Raw genomic sequence first — 25,354 nt, 5'->3', positions numbered from 1 at the left:
GGCCGGCGGACACTTTCGTGCCTCCGGTGCCGCGAAAGTGTCCGCGTGGCCGAGTCTCGGCGGCGGCCGACACCGGTCCGGCACCGGGCGGCGCGCCGGGAAGGTGCGGTGGGTGCCGCGCGTTGGGTAGTCTGTAGGGCTGCGCATCCGCAGCGACCGCACGGAAGGAGACACGCATGGCGAAGGAACGCGGCGAGAAGATCGTGGCGACGAACCGTCGCGCGCGTCACGACTACCTGATCGAGGACACGTACGAGGCCGGCATGGTGTTGTCCGGCACCGAGGTGAAGTCCCTCCGCGAAGGGCGCGCCTCGCTCGTCGACGGGTACGCCTTCATCGACGGCGGCGAAGCCTGGCTCGACGCCGTGCACATCCCCGAGTACACCGAGGGCACGTGGAACAACCACGCTCCCCGGCGCAAGCGGAAGCTGCTCCTCCACAAGCAGCAGATCGTGAAGATCTCGCACAAGACGGCGCAGGGCGGCTACACGCTCGTGCCGCTGCAGATCTACTTCCACGACGGCCGGGCCAAGGTGGAGATCGCGGTCGCGAAGGGCAAGCGGGAGTTCGACAAGCGCCAGGCCCTGCGCGAGAAGACGGACAAGCGCGAGGCCGAGCGGGCCATGCGCACCCGGAACCGAGTCGGCGAGTAGCGCCGTCGCACCTCGGTCGGCTAGACTGAGGGACTGCTCCGATCGGAGCATTGGCAACTCAAGAGCGTGACAGCGGTTCGCACGTCCGGCCCGCATGGGGATGATCGGTTTCGACATTGCCTGTGTGCCGACGGGAAGCGGGCCGAGGACCCACGGTCATCTCGTCAACGATCCGTGGAAAACAACAAGTGCCAATTCCAAGCGCACTGACTTCGCTCTCGCTGCGTAAGCAGCCCAGCACATGAAGTCCGTCGGCCAGGTGATCGTCTTCTAACCTGAGTTCCGGCGTCATCCAGAGGACTTGCTGCACGGTTGCGCCTCAGGGCCGTGCGGGACTTGCACTGAGACTGGGCCCGTCGTCCTAGAAGCCGGTAGCAAAGGACGGGGCCGAGCAGAACGAACCATCCGGATACGCCCGTAGAAGACGTCGAATTGCAGCGATGGACGGGGGTTCGATTCCCCCCATCTCCACCATTCGCCGGACGCCGCACCGCTGTCACGCACTGCCACACCGAACGCCCCGACACCGTCCCCGGACGATGCCGGGGCGTTCGCTGTCCCGCCACCTCCGAGGACTACGATCCGCAGCAGGCGCGGGAACACGCCCGTGCCCACGAACGGGAGGTCCACGTGGTGCAGGAGATCGCGATCCGAGTCCGTCTGCGAGAGCAGGAGCGAGTGGTGCTCGCCGACTACGAGCGGGCGGTGGCCTCGGTCGCGACCGTCGCTGCGCTGGCCGCGTGGCTGCCGACGCCGGACGCCCGGCTCGTCATCCGCGGGCGTGGGGCCGAGCCGGTCCGCCTCGAGACGGTGACGTACGGCTCGGTGATCGAGATGCTCGTCGTGCTCGACCAGCGGTCCGCAGCGGTCGAGCGTGGGGCGGCCGCGATCGCCGCGCTCATCGAGTCCGTGCGGCACGAGCACGTCGAGGACGACGTGTCCGGTGTGGCCGGTGAGCTCGACCGCCTCGACCGTTCGGCGCCGCGGGGTCGTTCGGTGGTCGAACGGTCGCTCCGTGCCTTCCTCGAGGGTGCCCGCGCCGACGTGCTCGCCCGGAAGACGACGACCCGCGTCCGGGCAGCCCAGGCGCTCGTCCGGCTCGCCGAGGACGGTGCGTCGATCGTCGTCGAGCGGGTGGAGGACGCCCTCGCGCCGACGCTCGAGGAGCGCGAGGTCGACGTCCTCGCCGACACGGGGAGCGCGGTGGTGGTCGAACCCGTCGACGGGGTGGAGTCGCCCGAGCCCGAGCCGGACAAGAAGGGCAAGCAGAAGTCCGACAAGAAGAAGTCCGGCAAGAAGCAGGATGCGAAGAAGAAGTCGGACAAGAAGTCGGACAAGAAGTCGGACAAGAAGCAGGACGACAAGAAGAAGTCGGACAAGAAGAGCAGGAAGAAGCACGACAAGAAGTAGCCTGAGGGCTTGTACAGCACGTTTGTTTCCATTGTGTTAAACAATCCGACCAAAGTGCTGTCACGGTGCCAGAGTCGAGGGGCGCAGCCCCCGTCCGAGGGGCGGCGCTCATCGACAGGAGCAACAGTGGCTACAACGACACAGGCGCTGCCGGACTCCGGCCTCAAGCGCAACGTCGGCTTCATCGGGCTCATCTGGGCCTCGACGGGGTCGATCATCGGCTCCGGCTGGCTCTTCGGTTCGCAGGAGGCCCTGAAGACCGCCGGGCCCGCCGCGATCATCTCGTGGCTCATCGGTGGCGTGGCGATCCTCGTCCTCGCACTCGTGCACGCCGAGCTCGGCGGCATGTTCCCGATCGCGGGTGGAACAGCGCGGTTCCCCCACATCGCCTTCGGCGGCATCGCCGGGGCCTCCTTCGGGTGGTTCTCGTGGCTGCAGTCCGTGACGGTCGCCCCGATCGAGGTCGAGGCGATGATCAAGTACGCACAGCACTGGCAGTTCGCCCACCCGTGGCTGCACACCGTGGTCATCGAGGGGGAGACCCAGCAGCTGCTGACCGGCGCCGGGATCGCGGTGGCGATCGTCCTGATGGCGGTCGTCACGGTGATCAACATGCTCAGCGTGAAGATCCTCGCGAACACGAACTCCGCGGCGACCTGGTGGAAGGTCGCCATCCCCCTGCTGGTCATCATCGTCCTGGCGTTCAGCGGGTTCCACGGCTCGAACTTCACGGCGGCGGACGGCTTCATGCCCGAGGGTGCGAAGGGCATCCTCGCCGCGGTGTCGACGTCGGGCATCATCTTCGCGTTCCTCGGCTTCGAGCAGGCGGACCAGCTCGCCGGCGAGGCCAAGAACCCGAAGCGCGACATCCCGCGCGCCGTCATCGGCTCGGTGCTCATCGGGCTCGTGATCTACCTGCTGCTGCAGATCGTGTTCCTCGGCGTCCTGCGCTCCGACGCGATCCAGGGCTCGTGGGCGACCGCGGACTTCACGAAGTACACCGGACCGTTCGCCGACATCGCGATGGCGGCCGGCATCACCTGGCTCGCCGTGGTCATCTTCATCGATGCGATCATCTCGCCCGCCGGCACCGGTCTCATCTACGTGACGGCCACGAGCCGCATCTCGTACGGGCTCAGCCGCAACGGGTACTTCCCGAAGGCCTTCGAGTGGACGACGAAGCAGGGCGTGCCCTGGGTCGGCCTCATCGTGGCGTTCGTCGTGGGGTGCGCGTGCTTCGCGCCGTTCCCGTCGTGGCAGGGGCTGGTCAGCCTCATCACGAGTGCGTCCGTCCTGATGTACGCGGGTGCACCGTTGGCCCTCGGCGCGTTCCGGAAGCGGATCCCCGAGGTCGAGCGCCCCTACCGGATGCCGGCCGCGACGCTGCTCTCACCGATCGCGTTCGTCGTCGCGAACCTCATCATCCTCTGGACCGGGTGGGACACGGACTGGAAGCTCGGGGTCGCGATCCTCATCGGTGCCGTGGTGATCATCCTGAACAACGTGTTCCGCGGCGCCTCGAGCGTCCGCCCGCGCTGGGACTGGAAGGCGGCCCAGTGGCTGCTGCCGTACCTGATCGGCATGGGGCTCATCGTGTTCCTCAGCGACTTCGGTCCGCTGACGCACCCGGTGTTCCCGCTGTGGATCGACATCGTCGTGGTGGCGGTGTTCTCCCTGGTGATCTACTACTGGGCGATCAACTCGGCGTCCGACCGCGACGAGATCCTCCGCACCGCCGAGGACGTCCGCGACGTCGAGGAGAGCGGCGTCGTGGAGCCCGTCCACCACTAGGACCCGCGCCACGGGGCGCGCGGTCTCAGAAGTCGAACAGGTTCTGCCGGATGCCTCCGGCGCCGTACTCCCGTCGCAGGAGCCCACGGCGCCGGAGCACCGGCACGAGGTCGCCGAGCATCCGGTAGACCTGCGCCGGGTGCAGGTCGCCCGAGAAGATGATGCCGTCGTTGTCGGCGTCCGCGCCGAGCTCCTCGATGAAGTCCGCGAACTCGTCGGCGGTCCCGACGAAGCCCTCGCGCGAGGACACCCGACCCTTCCGGGCCTTGCGTTCGAGGAGCGTGCGCAGCGGTGCGTCTGGGGTGTCGCCGACGAGGCCGCGGATGGTGCCGGCCGAGACGTGGTCGCCGAACGTCCCCGCCGGGATCGGCGAATCGAGGTCGAGCGCGAGCAGGTCCGTCTCGGAATCGCTCGACCACGCGATCGCCGCGGTGCGGAGGTCGTCGTCGGACGGGTGCCGGGAGGCGTCGACGACGCGGTCCGCCTCGGCCGCCGACGACACGATCTCGGGCTTGAGCACGAACAGGATCCGCAGCGCGTCGGCGGTGCGTCCGGCGTCGGCCGCGGCGGAGAGCACCCGTGCGCGGTAGTCCCGCACGGCCGCCGCGGACAGCGGTGCGAGCGCGAGCTGCACGTCCGAGTGCGTGCCGGCGAACCCGAGCCCCCGGCCGGAGCCGCCGGGGGAGACCACGATCGGGTCGGAGTCGAGCGGGAGGGCGTTGAGCGGGCCGTCCGCGGTGAAGTAGGCGCCCTCGTGGTGGAACGCGTCGAGGGCGTCGCCGTCGGCGAAGTGCCAGTCGGAGCGGTCCCCGACGTAGCCGGAGCCCCACGAGTGCCAGAGCCGCCGCACGAGCTGCAACCACTCCTCGGCGCGGTCGTACGCGGCGTCGTGCGGGAGCGGAGCGAGCCCGGCGTGCCGCGCGCTCCCGGTATCCGTCACGACGTTGACGCCGAAGCGGTCGCCGGAGAGGTGCGCGAGCGTCGCGAACTGCCGTGCGGCGAGGTACGGCGGGGTGAACCCCGCGTTCACGGTCGGGGCGATGCCGATGTGCGAGGTCGCGGCGAACAGGTACGGCGCGAGCAGGAGCGGGTCGTGCTTCGGGCCGCCGTACGCCTGCCGGATCCGCAGGTCGAGCGTCGACGGGTTGCCGAGCGAGATCGCGTCCTCGGCGATGACGAGGTCCATGCCGGCCTGCTCGAGGGCGCGGACGGACTGCTGGTACAGGTCGGGCTTCGTCCAGTCGTGCCCCCAGTCCCAGTCGGACCGGCCCCACGCCTGCGGGCCGAACCCGCGCGAGAAGAAGTACCCGAAGTGCTGCAGTCCGGCCATTGCCTAGAGTTCCTCCGCGATGACGTGGTTGCCGGGAACGGCGTGTTCGAGGGAGGCGAGCTCCGAGTCGGCGCCGACCCGCGCCTCCTGGCCGACAGCGCCGACAGCGCCCGCCCCCGCGCCGCGCAACGCGGCGAACCCGCGCGACAGGTCGCGGACCAGGTCCGCGACGTCCTCGATGCCGACCGACAGGCGGATGAGGCCGTCGTCGATGCCCTGGTCGGCGCGCTCCTGGGGCGTCTTGCCGGCGTGCGTCGTGGTGGCGGGGTGCAGGATCAGCGAGCGGACGTCACCGAGGTGGGTCATCCGGCTGAACAGCTGGACGCTGTCGATGAAGGTCCGTGCGGCGGCTTCGCCGCCGTCCAGCGTGAAGGCGAAGACGGACCCGGCACCGCGCGGCAGGTAGCGCTGGGCGAGGTCGTTGAACGGACTGGAGGCGAGACCCGCGTAGTCGACGCTCGTCACCTCCGGCTGCTGCTCCAGGAAGGACGCGACGGCCAGCGCGTTCGCGCTGTGGCGTTCCACGCGCAGCGACAGCGTCTCGATGCCCTGGCGGAGCAGGAAGGAGTTGAAGGGGGAGGGCGTCGGGCCGATGCGCGAGGCGACGACGTCGCGTGCGAAGACGACGAACGCGCGGCTGCCGTAGCGCTCGACGTAGCTCTCGCCGCCGAGCGACCGTTCCGGGCTGGTCAGGTGCACCCATCGGTCCAGGGAGGCCGACCAGTCGAAGGTGCCGCCGTCGACGACCACGCCGCCGAGCCCGGCACCGTGGCCGGAGAGGAACTTCGACGCCGAGTGGACGACGATGTCGGCACCGTGGTCGACCGGACGCACGAGGTACGGCGTCGCGAGGGTGTTGTCGACGATGAGCGGCACACCCGCACGGTGCGCGGTGTCGGCGACGCCGGTGATGTCGAGGACGTCGTTCTTCGGGTTCGGGATCGTCTCGGCGAAGAAGGCCTTCGTGTTCGGTCGGACGAGTCGCGCCCACTCGTCGAGGTCGCGCTGGTCCGCGACGAAGTCGACCTCGATCCCGAGGCGTCCGAGGTTCTGCACGAGCAGGCCCTTGGTGCCCTCGTAGATGCTGCGCGCCGCGACGACGTGGTCGCCGGCCTGCAGGATGCCGAGGAACGCGACGGTGGCGGCGGCCTGCCCACTGCCCACCAGGATCGCCTCGACGCCGCGCTCGAGCAGCGCGACCCGGCGCTCGACGTCGGCGTTCGTGGGGTTGCCGAGCCGCGTGTAGGTGTAGCCGTCGTCGGTCCCGGCGAAGCGGTCGCGGGCCTGGTCGAAGTCGTCGAACAGGAAGCCCGAGGACATGTGGATCGCGGGGACCCTCGCTCCGTGGCCCTGGTCGGGCTGGAACCCGCCGTGCACCTGCTCGGTCGCGAAACCGTGCGCCTCGTCCGTCACGGGACACCTCCTGCCGTCGTCGTGCCGGTACTCTCGCAGGCTTCCCTCCGCGGTTCCCGTTTGCGGCGTTCCGTTACGGCGGGTCCCGCGCACACCCGGTGCGGCCGGACTGGCAGGGTGGGGGCATGGTGGACGAGGACGCGACCCTGATCATCCGCGACGTGCGACCGTGGGGAGGGGAACGGGCCGACGTCGTCGTCACCGGCTCCCGCACCACCGCGGTCACACTCCCGGGCACCGTCCCGGCCGGCAGCGCGACCGAGGTGCAGGGTCGTGGGCAGCTCGCGCTCCCCGGGCTGGTGAACACGCACGCGCACGTCGACAAGAGCTGGTGGGGCCACCCGTGGGAGTCGTACGGCGGCGAGGGCGGGACCCAGGGCCGGATCGCCCACGAGCGCGCCCGACGTGACGCCCTCGGGATCCCGGGCGAGGCCGTCGCGACCAGGGTCCTGCGGGAGTCGCTCCGCACCGGCACCACCCGGGTGCGCACCCACGTGGACGTCGACCTCGGCGTCGGACTCCGGGGCATCGAGGCGGTCCGCGCCGCCGGTGCCGCGCTCGACGACGCGGTCGAGCTGTCGATCGTGGCGTTCCCGCAGGACGGCGTGCTCCGGCGCCCCGGCGTGCTCGATCTGCTGCGCCGTGCGGCGGAGGGCGGAGCGGACAACATCGGCGGCCTCGACCCGTCGCTCATCGACCGCGACCCCGTCGGGCACCTCGACGGCCTGTTCGACATCGCCGCCGACACCGGGTGCGGGATCGACGTCCACCTGCACGAGCCCGCCGAGCTCGGGGCGTTCTCGTTCGACCTGGTCCTCGACCGCGTCGAGCGGCTCGGCATCGCGCCCGGCAGGGTCAACGTCGCGCACGGCTTCGCGATCGTCGACGTCGACCCGGTCCGGCGCCGCGACCTGCTCGCCCGGATGGCGGGCCTCGGGGTCACGATGACGACGGTCGCGCCGGTGCGCATGAAGCAGTTGCCGCTGCACGAGTTCGACGACGCGGGGGTGCGGTTCGGCTTCGGCACCGACGGCATCCGCGACCTGTGGAGCCCCTACGGCGACGGCGACCTGCTCGGCATCGCGTGGCAGTACGCGCGGGCCGGCGGGGTGGTGCGGGACGAGGACCTGGTGCGGGTGGTCGAGATCGCGTCGCGCGACGGCGCACGGTTCGTCACGGACGAGGAGCACGACATCGTCGCCGGTGCGCGCGCGGACGTCGTCCTGGTCGACGCGGAGAACCCGATGGACGCGCTGGTGCGCCGCGTGCCGCGGTCGCTCGTGGTGGCCGGTGGGCGGGTCGTCGACCCGGCGGAGCTGGCGCAGCACCCCTGGGAGTAGCGCGGCGCGCAGCGGGCGGCGCGCGGCGCGGTTCGCGCGGCGATCGCGACACTGCACCCGTCGATCGACGCGTGTCACGTCGGAAGGTGCGCACGCACCGGACTGGAGGCGCGGGTCGGCGCCGCCCCGTGCCTCCCGTCCGGTGTCAGTCGCGGTGCGCGACCGTGGCGACCACCGCGGCCAGGCGTGCGGGCAGCCCGGGCGCGAGGCCCTCGGGCAGTGCGTCGAGGGCGAACCACCGGACGTCGTCGCTCTCGTCGCTGACGGTGGTCGCCCGAGCGGGATCGACCACGGCGACGAAGCCGACGTCCCAGTGCGCGGCGCAGGCGAAGCCCCCGTGCAGGTCGTGACGATCGAGGTCGGCGGCGGAGGTGCTGAGCAGGTCGAGGTCGGCGATGCCCGACTCCTCGCGGGCTTCGCGACGGGCGGCCTCGGCGAGGTCGCGGTCGCCCGGTTCGAGGTGTCCACCGAACTGCACCCAGAACCGGCCCTTGCGGTGCAGGCACAGCAGCACGCTCCCGAGGTCGGGCGAGAACACGAAGCACGACGCGGTGAGGTGCTCCGGGCCGCCGTCGCGTCGGAGTGCCGCGTCGCCGTGGGTCCGCACGAACGCGAGGAAGCGGTCGCGGTCGGGCGCAGACGTGCCGGCGAGGGCAGCGGTGACGTCGTCGAGGTGCATCGTGCCATCGTCGCATCGGTCGTTGCGCGCGCGGGGTTGCGACGACGTCGATGTCGTACGACAGCGGGCTCGTCGTTGCCGCGCGTGCGCAACTGTTGCGCTCGCGGGGGTGCGACGACGTCGATGTCGTACGACAGCGACGATGTCGTTCCGAGTCGGCCCGCCGCCCGCCGCCCGCCGCCCGCCGCACGCGTCAGAACAGCGCGCGCACCCCGTCGGAGACGGTCGCCCACACCTCGAGCAGCGGACCGCGCGCAAGCCACACCGCGGCGGCGTTCACGGCGACGAACAGCACGAACCAGACCGTCGCCGGCACCCGCATCTCGGCCGCGGCGATGTGGAAGTCGGTCTGCACACGGGCCCCGGTCGCGAGCCACCGGGCGACCTGCACCACCGAGCGCAGTCCGTCCACGACGAAGAACGCACCGACCGCGGCGACCACGAGCACGGTCGTCTCGGACGGGCGCAGGGCGACCCAGAGCGCGAGCGCGTCGAAGCCGAGGACCACGAGGATCCCGAACCAGTTCCGCACGAACGCGAGTGCGACGAGCCCGACGACGCCGAGGACCACGACGGGCACCCACCTCGACCCGTGCAGCACCCCGGTCACGAGCAGCACGCCGGCCCAGAGCGGCGCGCTGTAGCCGGCGTACAGGTTCACGATCCGCACGAGCCACCGGATCGCACCGGGGACCCGGCCGAGCTGGACCCATGCCTCGCCCGAGCCGTCCGGGTGCAGCTCGATGCGCTGGATGCGTCCGCCGAACGGCACGACGACGACGGCGTGCCCGACCTCGTGCGCGATCGTCGCGGCGATGCGCGCCACCCGGCCGACGAACGGCACGAACGGCAGGACCGCGCCCACGAGGAGCGCGACGACGACGAGGGGCGGGGCTGCGGTGGTCAAGGGACCAGGATCGCAGCACCGTCCGTGACGAACCCGGCAAGACCCTGGGGGAGCAACGACGGCACCAGCGTCGCGGCGATCACGATGACCGTCGCGACGATGGCGAGCGCCGTGAGGACGGCGAGGAACACCGTCAGGCGGTTGAAGCGCGTGTGCCTGGCTATTCGACCGTCACCGACTTGGCGAGGTTCCTCGGCTTGTCCACGTCGCACCCCAGCTGGAGCGCGAGTTCGCGGGCGAGCATCTGCAGCGGGACGACGGCCTCGAGCGGACCCCACGGTGCGGTCGCGCGACCCCAGGCGAGGTCGCCGACGATGCGACGGCCGAGTGCGGGGATGTCCGACCCCTCGCCGCCGATCGTGATGACGAAACCGCCGCGGGCACGGACCTCGGCGATGTTCGCCTGCAGTCGGTGGTCGCCGTGGTCGATGACGACGACCGGGGTGCCCTCGTCGACGAGGGCGAGCGGGCCGTGCTTCAGCTCACCGGCCGGGTAGGCCTCGGCCCAGCGGTAGCTGAGCTCCTTGAGCTTGAGCGCGCCCTCGGCCGCGTAGGGCAGCCCGGCGCCACGGCCGAGGAAGAGGAAGCCGGTCGCGTCCTTGACGCTCGAGACGAGCAGCGGGATGCGGTCGGCGGCGATCGCGGCAGCGTGGTCGATGCGGGCGGGGAGGTCGGAGAGCTCGCCGACGAGCGCGGCCGCGCGTTCGCCGTCGATCCGACCCGATGCGACGAGCGCGGAGATCACCGCGGCGACGCCGACGACGACCTGCGCGGTGAACGTCTTCGTCGCGGCGACACCGATCTCCGGGCCGGCGTGGCAGTCGAGCACGGCGTCCGCCCGGCGGGCCAGGGACGAGTGCACGTTGTTCGTGAGCGCGAGCACCGGGTGCCGGTCCTCGAAGCGGTCGAGGGCGCGGAGGACGTCGGCGGTCTCGCCGGACTGGCTGATGGCGACCACGAGCGTGCCCGGGCCGAGCACCGCCTGGTCGGCCTCGCTCGCGACGACGATGTCCGTCGGCACGCCGCCGATCCCGCGCAGCGCGGTGGCGATCACCTGCCCGGCGTTGAGCGAGGTGCCGCACGCGACGATCGCCAGTCGGTGGAACCCGGGCAGCCCCAGGCCGACCCACATGCTGCCGTCGGCGGCCCGGCGGGCGACCCGGTCGAGGATCGAGGCAACGACCTCGGGCTGCTCCTCGATCTCCTTCGCCATGTGGTCCGGGTGGTCGCCGAGGTCGAGCGCGGTCGCGGCGAACGGGGACGGCGTCGGGAAGGGCACGGGGACCGTGACGCCGGAGGACGACCACGTCCAGGCCTCGCCGAGTTCGACGACGTCGCCGTCGCGGAGCGCCACGAAGGTCTCGCACCACTCGGCGATCGCCCCGATGTCGCTCGCCACGAAGTCGCCGCGGGCGGACCGTGCGACGACGAGGGGGGAGCGCTCGGCCGCGACGACCATGCGGCCGTCCCGGGCGTCGAGCACCACGATCGCCCACGAGCCCTCGAGCTGCGCGGTCGCGATCTGCACCGCGAGCATGAGGTCCGGGTCCACCGCGAGCGCCCGCTCGACGAGGTGCGCGATGACCTCGGAGTCGACGTCCGACGAGAACACGTGGCCCTGGCGCTCGAGCGTCGCACGGAGCCGGTCGGCGTTCTCGACGATGCCGTTGTGCACGATGCTGATCCGGCCGGAGCAGTCGGCGTGCGGGTGCGCGTTCGCCTCGCGGACCACGCCGTGCGTCGCCCACCGGGTGTGCCCGATGCCGACCCCCGTCAGCGCGTCGCCGGAGCGTGCGGCGACGAGCGTGCGCAGGTCACCGACGCGCGACACGGACCGGATGGTCTCGGTGCCGCCGTGGGCGGTCCGGACGGCGATGCCCGCCGAGTCGTACCCGCGGTACTCGAGTCGTTCGAGTCCGTCGAGCAGGTAGGGGGACGCGTCGTCGGTGACGCGGGCCGCGATGATGCCGCACATCTGGTTTCCCTTCGGGTGGGAGGAGCAGCTCGGGTGGGGGAGGGAGGAGCCTTGCGGCACCGACCGCCGTCGGGTCTGCCGTGCGTCCGGTCCGCCGGCCCGGGCCGCCGCCCGTCCTCGGATCAGGCGAGGACGGACGACGGCGTTCGTGGGCCGACGGTTCGGGTACCGGACGGGGTACCACGGGCGGGCTCCCGGAGGAGCACGGCGGTCGGTGCACGAGAAGCATCACCCGCCGGTCGGTGACACGGCAACGGTCGTCGCCCGCTCTTGCGGTTCACCGCGAGCGGTCCCCCGTTCGGAGGACAGGGCGTGCGGAGTCCCGCAACCCGCATCCACGGCCCGCACCGACGACGAACGGGAGGCGCGGTGCCAGCTGGCACCGCGCCTCCCGTCCGGTGGTGGGTCGCGTCTCGACTACGTGAGCAGCGCGACCAGGTGCGAACGCGAGCGCGCTCCCACCTTGCGGTAGATCTGCGTCAGTCGCAGCTCCACCGTCCGCTGCGACATGAAGAGCGACGAGGCGATCTCGCGGTTGCGGTACCCCTCCGTCACCTTCTGCACGACGGCGCGCTCCTCCGCGGTGAGCGAGGTGAGCACCGCCGAGGCGTCCGGCGCGCTGCGCGGCGTCCCGGGCATCTGCGCGGACAGCACCGGACCGGACCGGAGCGACGTCGGCGAGCCGAAGACCGGCATCGCGACCGTCGCGGCCGGGGTGGCCAGCGGACGCCGGAGCCCCGCCGCCTCGTACGCCGCCGCAGCGGCGGCACCGAGGCGCGGACGCTCCGTCGGGGTCCCCACGGCAGCGAGCGCCGCGAAGGTCCGAGCACGTTCGAACTGCGAGTCGTGCGGCTGGAACAGCTCCAGTGCACGGCGACGCGCGGTGTCACGGGTGGTGTCGTCCGCGACGAGCGCGAGGCTCCGCGCCAGGACGAGGGCGCCCCAGCGCGACGGGCGGGCGTGGTGGTCCGCCGCGAGCCGTGCGGCGATCGCCCGGGCGTCGTCGATCCGGTCGAGGCGCGAGTACGCCTCCACCAGGTCGCCGAGGTGCCGGAGCACCGCCGGGTTCCGCAGCGAGCGACCGATGGCGTCCGCCGCCTCGAGCGAGGCCGCGGCCTCGTCGAGTCGACCGTCCAGCAGCAGGACCCGACCGCGCAGGGCGTGCAGCTTGGCGGTCGCACCCCACAGACGGTTCGTGGACCGCTGCGCGAGGCACCGGTCGAGGACCTCGAGCGCCTCGGGGGAGCGCCCCTCGGCGAAGTGCCGCCAGGCGAGCGCGATGGCACGGGACGGCTCGCGGAGCCGCTCGACCACCGACGATCCGGCTTCCCAGACGTCGATCGCGCGGAGCGCCTGTCGGAAGTTCCCGGAGCGCACCTCGTTCTCGGCGGACAGGTAGCGGGCGGCCTCTGTCCAGACCGGCATGGCCTCCTGTCCCCGGGCGAGGACGAGGGCGAACACGCGGCGGGCGCTGCGGTACCGCTCGGCGATGCTCAACGCGTGGGCGAGGAGCAGCAGCGCCGGGTCGGACATGCCCACCAGCGTCGTGGTGGAGAGCCCGTCGTGGAGCGCCGTGTCGGCCGGGAGGGTCCCGTCGACCGCGGCGATGAGCTCGTGCGCGGTCTCCGTGATCTCGAGGGTGTGCTGCGACGCGGACCGCTTGAGCGGCTCCGCCCGGGCGAGGAGGTCCCTGGCGTGGTCGAGCTCCCAGGCCTCGGCCCGGAAGCACGCGACCATCGCGAGGAGCCCACCGAGCGCGTCCGCCTCGGCGGCGTTCTCGGGGTCGACCGGCACGAGGAGCTCGTCCGCGTGCACGGCGTCGCCGCTGAGGTACTGCACCGAGTACGACAGCCGGAGCCGACGGGTCTCGTCCGCGGTCGCTCGGAACGGCCGGATCGCGGCGAGGTACCGCGCGGCGAAGCCGAGCAGCCGGTTCGCCAGCAGGGCCTCGGCGACACCGAGGAGCGCAGCGTGCTCGTCCTCGTGCCCCGAACCGATGTGCAGCGCGCGCTCGGTGAGCACGACCGCGGCCTGGGCGTTGCCGTCCACCACGTACGAGCGGGCTGCACGGAGCAGCGCGACCACGTCCGGGACGTCGTCGACGAAGCTGCGGTGCCACGCGGCCGCACGCGGGTCGGACTCGGCGCTCGCCGCGGCGAGTTCCGTGTGCGCGGCCCGACGGTCCCGTGCTGGCATCCGCCAGTACAGCGCGGAACGGACCAGGGGATCGCGGACCGAGACGGTCTGCCCCTTGACGGTCGCGAGTCCGGCGTGTGCCAGGTCGTCGAGCTCGTCGCGGTCCCAACCGGTGGTCTTCGCCACGGGGACGAGGGCCAACCGCGCCAGGACGTCCAGATCGCGTCCTGCTGCGGAACCGAGCGCCAGGGCCGCGATGGCCTCGGTGGTCGGGGTCGGTCGGAGCGGCAGCACGAGCGGCTCGGAGCCGATCAGCTGCTCGCGACTGAGCACGGCGAGCTGCTCGCGCAGTGCGCCGGGGTTGCCACCGGTCTCCTCGGCGAGGACGGCGAGGACACCCTCGTTCGTCTCTTCCGGAGCCATGTCACGGGCGAGCACGAGTGCTTCGTCCGAGGGCAGCGGTTCGATCCGGAGCGTCGGCAGGGCCGCGAGCGGTCCCGCCGGCGGCACGGTGCGGACCGTGGCGACGACGCGCAGTGCGGTGCCGGCGAGCCGCGACGCGAGGAACGCGATGAGCTCCTGGCTCTCCACGTCCATGCGGTCGAGGTCGTCGATCAGCACGAGCGTCGGTGGCAGGGTGAGGGCGTGCACGGCGTCGAGGAAGTCGTGCGCCGCCGCCAGCCCCGGCGTCTGCCGGTCGACGGGTGCGCTCCCCTGGAGGAGGTGCGCGATGTGGGCCGTCGCACGCGGATCGTCGAGTGCGGTGAAGAGCGAGGTCACGCCGGCCAGGGGCCAGTGGGACTCACTCCCGTTCACTCCGACGCGTACGACGGGGAGGGAGACGCGGTTGGACACCGCGTCGAGGACGCTGCTGCGTCCGGAACCAGGGTCGCCGACGACGACCATCGCGGACTCACGAGGGAGTACAGCGAGGGTCGCGATCCGGTCGACCTCGAGACGGCGACCGGTGAGTGCCATGACTCACCGGCCTCCGGGCCCGGAAGCGGATGCGACGGAGGAGAGGGACCGGTCGGAGGCACGGCGGGTGACCGCGCGCAGAGCCGGACGTGGGGCACGCAGGGAAGAACGCGTGCCGGAGCTGTCGGAAACGGAATGCGGATGACGAGTGAGGGTGCACTCGGTTCCGCTCGGGAACGATGAAATCATCGTCTGTATCACCCCTCGGGTTAGGGTCTTCGGACGAAGCACGACCGGTCTGGCATCCCGTTCGGAGCTAGGGACTCCGAAGCGGCACCTGACCTGTCGCCTGAAAGCAAGATAACTCAGGTTCTGGCTCGGATGGCCGGTCTCCGCAATCCGATGTCCACCCGCGGTGTCCCCAGTCCGGGGGGCCACGTGCCCCCCTCGGGGGGCGTTCCGGGATCGGCTGCGGCGATTCGTGGTACGAAACCGGGGTACAGCCGGTGTCCGCCGCAGGGCCGACCCGCTGGTGGGTTGTCGGTCGAGTGTTCGTGCCGACTCGGAACGACAACGCCGATGTCGTCCGACGTCGATGGTGTCGCTTCCGCGCGGGCGCAACGGTTGCGCGCGCGGGTCTGCGACGAGGCCGCTGTCGTACGACGTCGACGATGTCGCACCGCGGCGCGTGCAACAGTTGCACGCGCCGGGCGTTCGGGGCCGTCAGCGGCGGATGACCTCGACGACGGCGTCGTGCACGAGTCCGTTCGTCGCGAGCGCGCTGCCGTGCCAGGGGCCGGGATCGCCGTCGAGCGAGGTGAACCGGCCGCCGGCCTCCTCGACGATCGGCACGAGCGCCGCCATGTCCCACGGCTTGAGGTCGGGCTCGCCGGCGACGTCGAGGACGCCCTCGGCCACGAGCATGTACGACCACATGTCGCCGTAGGCCCGGGTACGCCAGACCCGACGGGAGAGCGTCACGAGGGCGTCCAGGCGGTCGTCGTCGTCCCACTGCTGGATGCTGTTGTAGCTCAGGCTGGCCTCGGCGAGGGAGTCGACGCCGGAGACGTGCAGGGGACCGTCGAAGGAGTGCGCGCCGAGCCCCTCGGCCGCCCACCAACGCTTGCCGAGGGCGGGTGCGCTCACGACGCCGAGGACCGGGCGCCCGTCCACCGCGAGCGCGATGAGGGTGGCCCAGACCGGGACGCCGCGGAGGTAGTTCGCGGTGCCGTCGATGGGGTCGACCACCCACTGGCGGTGGCCCTCGCTGACGGCCTCGGCGCCGGCGTCGGCGGTGGTCTCCTCGCCGAGGAAGGCGTCGTCGGGACGTTCGGCACCGAGCCGCTCGCGGAGCGCTCGTTCGACCGCCTGGTCGGCGTCGGTGACGTGTGTGCTGTCGGCCTTCTTCGACACGTGCAGGTCGGCGGCGCGGAACCGCTCGAGGCTGATCGCGTCGGCGGTGTCGGCGAGGGAGCGGGCGAAGTCCAGGTCGGCGCTGAGGTCCACGGTCGCCAGCGTAGCGGGGGCTACGCCGCCACGACCTCTTCCTCCTCGAGGGCGGTGACCTCGCGCTCGCGGGCGATGCGGGCGCGGCGGGCGACGAGACCGTGCACGACGACGCAGAGCAGCACGGCCGCGGCGAGCCACAGCGCCAGCACGAGCGACGACCGACCGAGCGAGGCGCCCGGGAAGTACTGCAGGTCCTGCGCAGCCTGGAGCCAAGCGGCACCGCTCCAGAACGTGTTGAGGCCGGCGAAGAACCCCGGCTGGAACGCCGGCTGGAAGATGCCACCGGACGACGTGAAGTTGAGCATCACGAACAGCATCGTGAGGATCGGCGTCGTCCACCGGCCGAGCAGCGGGTGGAGGCCGACCCCGAGCGCGACGATGATCGCGTCGTACATCCAGGCGAACAGGAAGATCTCCCACCGGTTCGTCGTGATGATGCCGTACAGCGGACCGGCGATGAGGATGCCGATGCCCGCGACCACTCCGGCCGTCGCGAGGCCGGTGACGGCGGTCCACAGCGGTCGCAGCCGGGTGGCGAAGGCGGCCACCGCGATCGCGGACGCGTAGCCGCCGACGCTCAGGGCGACGAGCAGGAAGAACAGGCCCTGTCCGGTGGTGTCCTCGTCGCCGGAGGGCACGACGTCCTGCACCGTGAAGGGCAGGTGCGACCCGTAGGCGATCGGCATGAAGATCTTCTGGGCCGCGCTCGCGGTGGTCTCCGACGCCGCGGTCGAGACGTAGAGCGTCGCCCCGGTCGCGGTCGGTGCGTAGACGGCAGCGAGGTCGCGGTCACGGACCTGGCGCTCGGCCTCGGCGGTGGAGGACACGACGTGGGTGACGAGGGCGCCGTCCGACTCGTCCGTGACGGTCTGCGCGAACACCTGGGTCGCCGCACCCTGTCCGACGATGCCGACCGGGAGGTCGTGCGGCGTCGGGGCGTGGAAGGCGCCGAGGTAGGCGAGACCCATGCCGATCGCGAGGAAGAGGGGCACGAGGATGTGCGAGCCGAAGCTCAGCAGGGTGCGACCGAGGCCCTGCGGACGGAGCGTCGACGGGCCGTTCGGCTGACGCGGGGCCCTGGAGGCACGGGGAGCGGCGTGCGAGTGGGTGTGGGGGGAGGTGGCGTGCACGTGCGACGTCGTTGTCGTCATGGAGGAGGACGGGGCGTCGACGGCGGGGGTCGGCGCAAAGTTGTACTTTGCAACTTCAGACACGAAGGGCAACTGTACAACGTCGGTGCACACCTGTCGACCCGGGTGCCGCCGCGCACGGTGCGGGGCCGGCGCCGGAGTGTGCGAGCCTCCGCACACCGTGGGAGGGCGCCGGCGTCCCACCGAGCGCGGAACCTCGCACACTGCGCGAGGCGCGAGGCGCGTCGGCGCGTCGGCGCGGCGCGCTACTCCGTGCCCGGGTCCTCGGCGCCCATGCCGGTCAGCAGCGCGCGGAACGAGTCGAGCCGCTCGACCCCGGTCGACCCGAGCTCGCCGGCCTGCACCCGGTCGACGATCTCCCAGTCGTGCGCCTGGGAGAGGGGGATCCCGTCCACCGGCTCGCGGACGGGCACGGCGTGCGAGGCGAAGGCACGGAACACGTTCGCCGGGTCGACGTGTCCGAGCCCGAACGACCGGACACCCGGGGTGTCGATGATCCACCCGCCGTCCCGCACCTGCAGCGCGATCGACGACGACGAGGTGTGCCGTCCCCGACCGGTCACCGAGTTGACGACCCCGGTGGCCCGGGAGGACCCGGTCAGCGCGTTCACGAGCGTCGACTTGCCGACGCCCGAGTGCCCGACGGTCACGGTCACCTTGTCGTCGAGGACCTCGTGCAGGGCGTCGAACGGCACGTCGTCGGAGCGGCTCGTCACGATGCGCAGGTCGAGGCAGGCGAAGTGCGCGAGGAACTCGGTGGGATCGGCGAGGTCGGTCTTCGTGATGCAGAGGATCGGGTCGAGGCCGGCGTCGAACGCCGCCACGAGGTACCGGTCGATCAGTCGGGTGCGCGGCTCGGGGTCGGCGGCGGCCACGACGATGAGCATCTGGTCGGCGTTCGCCACGATGACGCGCTCGACCTCGTCGGTGTCGTCGGCGCTCCGGCGCAGCAGCGTGGTGCGCTCGGCGACCTTCACGATGCGCGCGAGCGAGCCCGGTTCGCCGGAGACGTCGCCGGCGAGGTGGACCGTGTCGCCGGTGACGACGGACTTCTTCCCCAGCTCGCGGGCCTTCGTGGCCGTGATGACCCGGTCCCCGACGAGCACACCGAAGCGCCCGCGGTCGACGTTCGTCACCCACCCCGTGGGGGCGTCCTCGTACGTCGGACGGACCTTCGTGCGGGGGCGGTTGCCCTTCGGGTTGGGTCGGACCCGGACGCTCGACTCGTCGTACTGCCCGTACGGCTCGTCCGCGTCGGAGTCGTCACCGTCGACGTCGTCCCACCAGCTCATCGCGTCAGACCCCCGTGTCCCCGGTCGCGACCAGGGCCGCCCACAGCTCGGGGAACTGCGGCAGCGTCTTCGCGGTCGAGCCGATGTCGTCGACGGCGACGCCGTCGACGACGAGACCCACGACCGCGCCGGCCGTCGCCATCCGGTGGTCGTCGTACGCGGCCCAGTCGCCGCCGTGGAGCGCGGCAGGCTCGATGCGCAGGCCGTCGTCGAGTTCGTGCACCGCGCCTCCCGAACGGTTGACGTCCGACGCGAGCGCGGCGAGACGGTCCGTCTCGTGCCCACGCAGGTGGCCGATCCCGGTGATCTCGGACGGGCCGTCGGCCAGGGCCGCCAACGCGACCAGGGCAGGCGCGAGCTCGCCGCCGCGGCTGAGGTCGAGTTCGAGACCCGGGAGGGAGGCGCCACCCCGGACCCCGACGCCGCCGTCGAAGACGAGGTCGTCGCCGTCCCGCGTGACGGTCGCGCCCCACAGGGGGAGGAGCCGCTCGAGGTCGGCACCGACCTGGGTCGTCGCGGTCGGCCAGGTGCGGATGCGGACGGTGCCGCCGGCGACGAGCGCCGCCACGGCGAACGGCGCGGCGTTCGACAGGTCGGGTTCGATGGTGACGTCGCGGGCGGCGATCGGCCCGGGGTGCACGACCCACTCGCCGACCGCGGGCTCGTCGACCCGGACACCGCGGGCACGGAGGGCGGCGACGGTCATCTCGATGTGCGGCATGCTCGGCAGGCGCTCGCCGACGTGCGTGAGGTGCAGGCCCTCGTCGAAGCGCGGGGCGGAGAGCAGGAGCCCGGAGACGAACTGCGACGAGGCGGACGCGTCGATCGAGAGCGATCCGCCGCGGACCGAGCCGGTGCCGGTGAACGAGAACGGCATCGCGCCGCCGCCGTCGTCGGTGACGTCCACGCCGAGGTCGACGAGCGCCTGGATGATGGCGTGCATCGGCCGCTTGCGCGCGTACGGGTCGCCGTCGATCGTGACCGGCCCGACCGCGAGCGCGGCGAGGGGCGGCAGGAAGCGCATCACGGTGCCGGCGAGTCCGCAGTCCACCCGGACGTCGCCGTGCATCGGCGCCGGTGTGATGCGGAGGTCGGGGCCGTAGGGGTTCGGGGTCGCACCGGGCGCCGGCGCGACCTCGTCGATCCCGACGCCGAGCTGCCGGAGCGCCTCGACCATGAGCGCCGAGTCGCGCGAGTGCAGCGGCAGCCGGATGGTCGACGGACCGTCGGCGAGGGCGGCGAGCACGAGTTCGCGGTTGGTGAGCGACTTCGACCCGGGCAGCGACACGTCGCCGCGCAGCGGACCCCGCGCGAGCGGGGCGATCCAGGGCTCGGTGCGGGACTGGGAATGCGTCGTGACTGCCATCGGTTCACAAGGGTACTGAACGCACCGGGAGGATCAGTGGCGACAGCGACACTCGCACGACCGCGGACGGCTCTGCCCGCCGTGCCGACGACGCTCGGGAGCACCGTCGGCCTAGACTCGACGGCGATGACGACCGACGAACCGCACGCAGCACCGCACGACCTGGTCGAGGAGACCGAGGCGCAGCTCGACGCGGTGTCCGAAGAAGCAGCACTGCGCGAGGACGAGGCCAGCGACGACGAGGCCCCCGCGGTCGATGACGAGGCCACCGCGGTCGATGTCGTCGACGCGAAGACCGTCTCCGAGGCCGAGCTCCGTTCCCTCTTCGAGGACCAGGCGCTGCCCTTCATGGACCAGCTCTACGGCGCGGCGATGCGGATGACCCGCAACCCGGCCGACGCGTCCGACCTCGTGCAGGAGACCTTCGTCAAGGCCTTCGCCGCGTTCCGCCAGTTCAAGCAGGGCACGAACCTCAAGGCCTGGCTGTACCGCATCCTCACGAACACGTTCATCAACACGTACCGCAAGAACCAGCGCAACCCGTACCAGGGCACGATCGACGAGCTCGAGGACTGGCAGCTCGGCGGCGCGGAGAGCGTGACGCAGTCGATCTCGGCGCGCTCCGCCGAGGCCGACGCCATCGACCACCTGCCGTCCTCCGCCGTGAAGGACGCGCTGCAGGCCATCCCGGAGGACTTCCGGATGGCCGTCTACTTCGCCGATGTCGAGGGGTTCTCCTACCAGGAGATCGCCGACATCATGAAGACCCCCGTGGGGACGGTCATGAGCCGCCTCCACCGTGGCCGCCGGCTCCTCCGCGGGCTCCTGGCCGACCACGCACGTGAGACCGGCATCGTCCCGGACGCAGCGTCGACGGCGACGATGCGCGGACGAGGCCGGAAGGTTGCCGCGGCGTCGAGCCGCGTCGAAGGGAAGGAAGCGCGATGAGCGGCTGCGACTGCTCGAAGGCGAAGGCCGAGCTCGAGGAGTTCCTGCACGGGGAGCTCTGCCGCGAGGACGCGGCGGACATCCGTGAGCACATGGACGACTGCGAGGACTGCACGACCGAGCACCGCGTCGGCGTCGTCCTCATCGAGACGGTCCGTCGTGCGTGCAAGGAGACGGCACCCGAGGAACTCCGCACCGAGATCCTCGCCCGCATCCGCCTGGAGCAGGCCACCCACTGAACGTCCCGGCGTGAACGTCCTGGCAGCCGTCGTCACACGAACGGGGCTGTCGGTAGTGTCGCGGGCATGACCCTCTCCGTCGAGTCGATCACCACCTGGTCCGACACGGACGTCGCCGACGTCACCGCCCTCGTCCGACTGCTCGGCCACGAGGTCGACGACGCCGCCATGCGCGCCCGCCTCGAACGGCTCACGCCCGAGGCCGGACACCGCACCTGGGTGGTGCGGGACGACGACGGTCGTGCGATCGCGGTCGCCGGCGCGCAGGTCACGTGGGCGTACGCGAGCGACGAGCCGACGGCGCAGCTGCTGCTGATGGTGGTCGACGAGTCGGCCAGGAGGCTCGGCACCGGTTCGGCGCTCATCGGCACGTTCGAAGCATGGGCGGTCGAGCAGGGCGCGCGTCGCCTCAGCGCCGTCAGTGCGGCGGCCACGGACAGCGCGCACCGGTTCTACCAGAAGCGCGGGTACCACGACGCCGGGGTGCGCTACACGAAGATCGCGTAGCGCACCCCGGCGTCAGGGGTCCGGCTTCGGGCGTCGGGCGTCAGCCCAGCGCTCGCGTGATGACGTCGGTGGCTTCCTGTGCGGAGCGCTTCGACGACCCCGTGGCCGGCGCGGCACTCGCCGGACGGGCGGCGACCGACAGCGACCGACCGTCGAGGTGCGGCGACAGGTTCATGCACACGAACGGCCAGGCGCCCTGGTTCTCCGGCTCTTCCTGCGCCCACACGACGTCGGCGCCCGGGTAGCCCGCGAGCACCTGGAGGATCTGCTCGAGGGGGAGCGGCGCGAGCTGCTCGAGCCGGACGAGGGCGACGTCGGTGGCGCCGCGCTTGTCGAGCTCGGCGCGCAGGTCGTGGTGCACCTTGCCCGAGTGCAGGACCACCCGGCGCACCGCCGACTTGTCGGTCACGCGGTCGTCGTCGAGGACCTCCGAGAAGGTGCCGCTCGTGAACGCGTCCACCGGGCTCGTCGCCTGGCGGAGCCGCAGCATCGCCTTCGGGGAGAACACGATGAGCGGCTTCTGCGGCCGCTCCCACGCCTGGCGTCGCAGCAGGTGGAAGTAGGACGCCGGGGTCGACGGCCGGGCCACCACCATGTTGTCCTCGGCGCAGAGCTGCAGGTACCGCTCGATGCGCGCCGACGAGTGGTCCGGTCCCTGGCCCTCGTAGCCGTGGGGGAGCAGGAGCACGAGGCCCGAGCGCTGTCCCCACTTCTGCTCGGCGGAGGAGATGAACTCGTCGATGACGGTCTGGGCGCCGTTCGCGAAGTCGCCGAACTGCGCCTCCCAGAGCACGAGTGCCTCGGGACGCTCGACCGAGTAGCCGTACTCGAACGCCATCGCCGCGTACTCGCTGAGCAGCGAGTCGTAGATGTACAGGCGGGCCTGGTCCTCGGTGAGGTTCGCGAGCGGCAGCCACTCCTGGCCGTTCACCCGGTCGTGGAAGACGGCCTGGCGCTGCACGAACGTGCCACGGCGGGCGTCCTGCCCGGCGAGGCGGACCGGCTTGCCCTCGACGAGGATCGACCCGATGGCCATGAGCTCCGCCATCGCCCAGTCGACGCCGCCGTTGCGGGTCATGTCGGTGCGCTTGGACAGGAGCTGCTGGAGCTTCGGGTGCACCTGGAAGCCCGCGGGCGGGTTGCTGTGCGCGTCGCCGATGGCCCGGACGAGTTCCTCGGACACGGCGGTCTCGTGCACCTCGACCTCGGAGTCGTCGCGCTGCGCTGCCGGTCGCTCGAGACCCTGCACGGCGCCGTCGTCGTCGACCGTGATGACCGGGATCGTGCCGGTCTGCGCCTCGTGCGTCTCCGCGAAGGCGCGTTCCAGGCGGTCCTGGAAGTCGCGGTGCGCCTCGTCGTACTCCTCTTGCGTGATGTCGCCGCGGCCGACGAGGGCCTCGGTGTAGAGGGTGCGGACGGAGCGCTTCGCCTCGATGAGGTTGTACATGAGCGGCTGCGTCATCGACGGGTCGTCGCCCTCGTTGTGTCCGCGGCGGCGGTAGCAGATGAGGTCGATGACGACGTCGCGGTGGAACTCCTCGCGGTAGGCGAAGGCGAGCTCGGCGACGCGGGCGACGGCCTCGGGGTCGTCCCCGTTCACGTGGAAGATCGGCGCCTGGATCGTCTTCGCCACGTCGGTGGAGTACACCGAGCTGCGGGCCGACTCCGGCGGGGTGGTGAACCCGACCTGGTTGTTGATCACGAGGTGCACGGTGCCGCCGGTGCGGTAGCCGCGCAGCTGCGACATCTGCAGGGTCTCGACCACGACGCCCTGACCGGCCATCGCGGCGTCGCCGTGGACCAGTACGGGCAGGACGCCGAACGTGCCGGGGGCCTGCCGGTCCTGCTTCGCGCGGACGATGCCCTCGAGCACGCCGTCGACGGCCTCGAGGTGGGACGGGTTCGCGGCGATCGTCACCGGGATGGCGGTGCCGTCGCTGGCGCGGAACACGCCCTCGGTGCCGACGTGGTACTTCACGTCACCCGAACCCTGGCCCGAGACGGCGCCGGGGAGCGACGACCCCTCGAACTCGCGGAAGATCTGGCCGTAGGTCTTGCCGGCGATGTTCGTCAGCACGTTGAGCCGGCCGCGGTGGGCCATGCCGATCGCGACTTCTTCGAGGCCGGCGGTCGCCGCGCGCTGGATGAGCGAGTCGAGGAACGCGATGGTGGACTCGCCGCCCTCGAGCGAGAAGCGCTTCTGGCCGACGTACTTCGTCTGCAGGAACGTCTCGAACGCCTCGGCCTCGTTGAGCTTGCCGAGGACCCTGAGCTGGTCGTCCTTCGACGGCTTCGAGTACGGGACCTCGATGTGGGCCTGCACCCAGCGACGCTGTTCCGGGTCCTGGATGTGCATGTACTCGATGCCGACCGTGCGGCAGTAGGCGTCGCGGAGGATCCCGAGCACGTCGCGCAGCGGGGCGTTCGTCGTGCCGGCGAGCCCGCCGGTGACGAACTCGCGGTCGAGGTCCCAGAAGGTCAGCCCGTGGCTCTCGATCTCGAGGTCGGGGTGGGTCCGCTGCCGGTACTCGAGCGGGTCGATGTCCGCCATGAGGTGCCCGCGGACACGGAAGCTGTTGATGAGCTCCTGCACACGCGCCGTCTTGTTCACCCGGTGCGCGAGGTCGACGTTGATGTCGTTCGCCCACTGGATCGGCTTGTACGGGATCCGGAGGGCCGCGAAGATGCCCTCGTAGAAGCCGTGCTCGCCGATGAGCCGCTCGTGCACCTTCTTCAGGTACTCGCCCGACCCCGCACCCTGGATGACGCGGTGGTCGTAGGTGCTCGTCAGCGTGATGGTCTTGCCGATGCCGAGCTCGACGAGGGTCTTCGCCGCCGAGCCCTGGAACTGCGCCGGGTACTCGAGGGCACCGGCGCCGATGATGGCACCCTGCCCCTTCGTCAGGCGCGGCACCGAGTGGACCGTGCCGATGCCGCCCGGGTTCGTCAGCGAGATCGTCGTGCCCTGGAAGTCGGCCGGCGTGAGCTTGTTGTCACGGGCACGCTTGACGAGGTCCTCGTAGGCGGAGAGGAACTGGCCGAACGTCAGGGTCTCGGCGCGCTTGATGCTCGGGACGAGCAGGGAGCGCGAGCCGTCCTTCTTCGGGACGTCGATCGCGATGCCGAGGTTGACGTGCGCGGGAGCCACCACGAAGGGCTTGCCGTCGCGCTCTTCGTAGAAGACGTTCTGACTCGGGAAGTCCTTGAGTGCCTGCACCATCGCCCACCCGATGAGGTGCGTGAACGAGATCTTGCCGCCGCGGGCCCGACGCAGGTGGTTGTTCACGACGATGCGGTTGTCGATCATCAGCTTCGCCGGGATCGTCCGCACGCTCGTCGCGGTCGGCACCGTGAGCGAGGCGTCCATGTTCGAGGCGAGCGTCTTCGCCATGCCCCGGAGCGGGGTCGCCACGTCCTCGTGGGTCTCCTCGTGGTCGTCGGCCTCGTCGTTGGCCTCGGCCGGGATCGGCTGCGGCGTGGGCTGGCGCGACGTGGTCTTCGCCTGGATCGGCCCGGACTTCGCCTCGCCGGGGGCGTCACCGGTCGCGGGCTGCTGGGTCGTGGACTGCTGCTGCTCGGAGGCGGCCGGAGCAGCGGGGGCGGAGGGGGACGGAGCCGGTGCGGACGCGTCGCCACCCTGGGTGCGGTGGTAGCTCTCGAGGACCGGCCACCAGGACTTGTCGACGGACTCCTTGTCGGCGACGAACTGCTCGTAGAGCTCGTCGACGAGCCACTCGTTCGCCCCGAATTCGCCCGCGGTCTCGTCCGTTCCGGTCAGATGGCTCGACAC

At 71.5% G+C, this 25,354-nt stretch carries 19 protein-coding genes and 1 other RNA gene; 8 read left to right on the top strand and 12 right to left on the bottom strand.

All coding sequences use genetic code 11. The features are described 5' to 3' along the window. Positions 1-176: 176 nt before the first annotated feature. The 4 genes from smpB (at position 177) to WFH25_RS01950 (ending at position 3,854) form a co-directional block, all read left to right on the top strand. Positions 177-653, top strand: coding sequence for an SsrA-binding protein SmpB (gene smpB / locus WFH25_RS01965; protein WP_022907777.1), 477 nt, complete (start codon positions 177-179; stop codon positions 651-653). A 96-nt stretch (positions 654-749) separates the two neighbouring features. After that, positions 750-1,127: a transfer-messenger RNA gene (gene ssrA / locus WFH25_RS01960) on the top strand. A gap of 156 nt (positions 1,128-1,283) precedes the next feature. Continuing rightward, entirely contained in the window at positions 1,284-2,063 is a 780-nt protein-coding gene (locus tag WFH25_RS01955) for a hypothetical protein (protein WP_336696644.1), read from the top strand. A 126-nt stretch (positions 2,064-2,189) separates the two neighbouring features. Then, entirely contained in the window at positions 2,190-3,854 is a 1,665-nt protein-coding gene (locus tag WFH25_RS01950; RefSeq protein ID WP_070416379.1) for an APC family permease, read from the top strand. Positions 3,855-3,879: 25 nt separating this feature from the next. On the opposite strand, the gene WFH25_RS01945 is transcribed toward WFH25_RS01950, so the two are convergent. Both WFH25_RS01945 and WFH25_RS01940 read right to left on the bottom strand, forming a co-directional pair. After that, positions 3,880-5,184: an LLM class flavin-dependent oxidoreductase gene (locus tag WFH25_RS01945; RefSeq protein WP_336696643.1), complete on the bottom strand. Its 1,305-nt coding sequence runs from the start codon at positions 5,182-5,184 to the stop codon at positions 3,880-3,882. A 3-nt stretch (positions 5,185-5,187) separates the two neighbouring features. Beyond that, on the bottom strand, positions 5,188-6,597 hold the full coding sequence (locus tag WFH25_RS01940) for an O-acetylhomoserine aminocarboxypropyltransferase/cysteine synthase family protein (RefSeq protein ID WP_336696642.1): 1,410 nt from the start codon (positions 6,595-6,597) through the stop codon (positions 5,188-5,190). A 125-nt stretch (positions 6,598-6,722) separates the two neighbouring features. Here WFH25_RS01940 and WFH25_RS01935 point away from each other — a divergent pair, with 125 nt between their 5' ends. Continuing rightward, the gene (locus WFH25_RS01935) at positions 6,723-7,937 is read left to right on the top strand and encodes an amidohydrolase family protein (RefSeq protein ID WP_336696641.1); all 1,215 of its coding nucleotides are present in this window, start codon (positions 6,723-6,725) and stop codon (positions 7,935-7,937) included. A gap of 145 nt (positions 7,938-8,082) precedes the next feature. Here the strand turns inward: WFH25_RS01935 and WFH25_RS01930 are convergent, their stop codons facing one another. The 9 genes from WFH25_RS01930 to aroA form a co-directional block, all read right to left on the bottom strand. Further along, entirely contained in the window at positions 8,083-8,616 is a 534-nt protein-coding gene (locus WFH25_RS01930) for an NUDIX domain-containing protein (RefSeq protein ID WP_336696640.1), read from the bottom strand. 193 nt (positions 8,617-8,809) lie between these two features. Then, on the bottom strand, positions 8,810-9,523 hold the full coding sequence (locus WFH25_RS01925) for a M50 family metallopeptidase (protein ID WP_071302148.1): 714 nt from the start codon (positions 9,521-9,523) through the stop codon (positions 8,810-8,812). Next, positions 9,520-9,654, bottom strand: coding sequence for a hypothetical protein (locus WFH25_RS01920; protein WP_261647065.1), 135 nt, complete (start codon positions 9,652-9,654; stop codon positions 9,520-9,522). The genes WFH25_RS01925 and WFH25_RS01920 overlap by 4 nt, the downstream gene beginning before the upstream one ends. 29 nt (positions 9,655-9,683) lie before the next feature. Continuing rightward, entirely contained in the window at positions 9,684-11,498 is a 1,815-nt protein-coding gene (glmS, locus tag WFH25_RS01915; protein ID WP_309888822.1) for a glutamine--fructose-6-phosphate transaminase (isomerizing), read from the bottom strand. A 417-nt stretch (positions 11,499-11,915) separates the two neighbouring features. Next, positions 11,916-14,612, bottom strand: a complete 2,697-nt coding sequence (locus tag WFH25_RS01910) for a helix-turn-helix transcriptional regulator (protein WP_336696639.1) — start codon at positions 14,610-14,612, stop codon at positions 11,916-11,918. A 663-nt stretch (positions 14,613-15,275) separates the two neighbouring features. Further along, positions 15,276-16,058 carry an inositol monophosphatase family protein gene (locus WFH25_RS01905; protein WP_336696638.1) on the bottom strand — a complete coding sequence of 261 codons (783 nt, stop codon included), beginning with the start codon at positions 16,056-16,058 and terminating at the stop codon, positions 15,276-15,278. A gap of 20 nt (positions 16,059-16,078) precedes the next feature. Continuing rightward, complete coding sequence (locus tag WFH25_RS01900; protein ID WP_336696637.1) at positions 16,079-17,275, bottom strand: hypothetical protein; 1,197 nt, start codon at positions 17,273-17,275, stop codon at positions 16,079-16,081. A 182-nt stretch (positions 17,276-17,457) separates the two neighbouring features. After that, positions 17,458-18,504 (bottom strand): ribosome small subunit-dependent GTPase A, encoded by a 1,047-nt coding sequence (gene rsgA, locus WFH25_RS01895; RefSeq protein ID WP_071296175.1) that lies wholly within the window; start codon positions 18,502-18,504, stop codon positions 17,458-17,460. A gap of 4 nt (positions 18,505-18,508) precedes the next feature. Continuing rightward, the gene (gene aroA / locus WFH25_RS01890) at positions 18,509-19,870 is read right to left on the bottom strand and encodes a 3-phosphoshikimate 1-carboxyvinyltransferase (protein WP_336696636.1); all 1,362 of its coding nucleotides are present in this window, start codon (positions 19,868-19,870) and stop codon (positions 18,509-18,511) included. A 126-nt stretch (positions 19,871-19,996) separates the two neighbouring features. Here aroA and WFH25_RS01885 point away from each other — a divergent pair, with 126 nt between their 5' ends. The 3 genes from WFH25_RS01885 (at position 19,997) to WFH25_RS01875 (ending at position 21,564) form a co-directional block, all read left to right on the top strand. After that, the gene (locus WFH25_RS01885; protein WP_336696635.1) at positions 19,997-20,818 is read left to right on the top strand and encodes a sigma-70 family RNA polymerase sigma factor; all 822 of its coding nucleotides are present in this window, start codon (positions 19,997-19,999) and stop codon (positions 20,816-20,818) included. Continuing rightward, on the top strand, positions 20,815-21,057 hold the full coding sequence (locus WFH25_RS01880) for a zf-HC2 domain-containing protein (RefSeq protein WP_070416370.1): 243 nt from the start codon (positions 20,815-20,817) through the stop codon (positions 21,055-21,057). Before WFH25_RS01885 ends, WFH25_RS01880 begins: the two co-directional genes overlap by 4 nt. A 66-nt stretch (positions 21,058-21,123) precedes the next feature. Next, complete coding sequence (locus WFH25_RS01875; protein ID WP_336696634.1) at positions 21,124-21,564, top strand: GNAT family N-acetyltransferase; 441 nt, start codon at positions 21,124-21,126, stop codon at positions 21,562-21,564. A gap of 40 nt (positions 21,565-21,604) precedes the next feature. On the opposite strand, the gene WFH25_RS01870 is transcribed toward WFH25_RS01875, so the two are convergent. Continuing rightward, the gene (locus WFH25_RS01870; RefSeq protein ID WP_336696633.1) at positions 21,605-25,354 is read right to left on the bottom strand and encodes a multifunctional oxoglutarate decarboxylase/oxoglutarate dehydrogenase thiamine pyrophosphate-binding subunit/dihydrolipoyllysine-residue succinyltransferase subunit; all 3,750 of its coding nucleotides are present in this window, start codon (positions 25,352-25,354) and stop codon (positions 21,605-21,607) included.

This window comes from Curtobacterium sp. USHLN213 (assembly GCF_037144815.1).
In the GTDB taxonomy this organism is placed as follows: Bacteria; Actinomycetota; Actinomycetes; order Actinomycetales; family Microbacteriaceae; genus Curtobacterium.
This window is presented reverse-complemented; position numbering and strand designations above follow the sequence as displayed.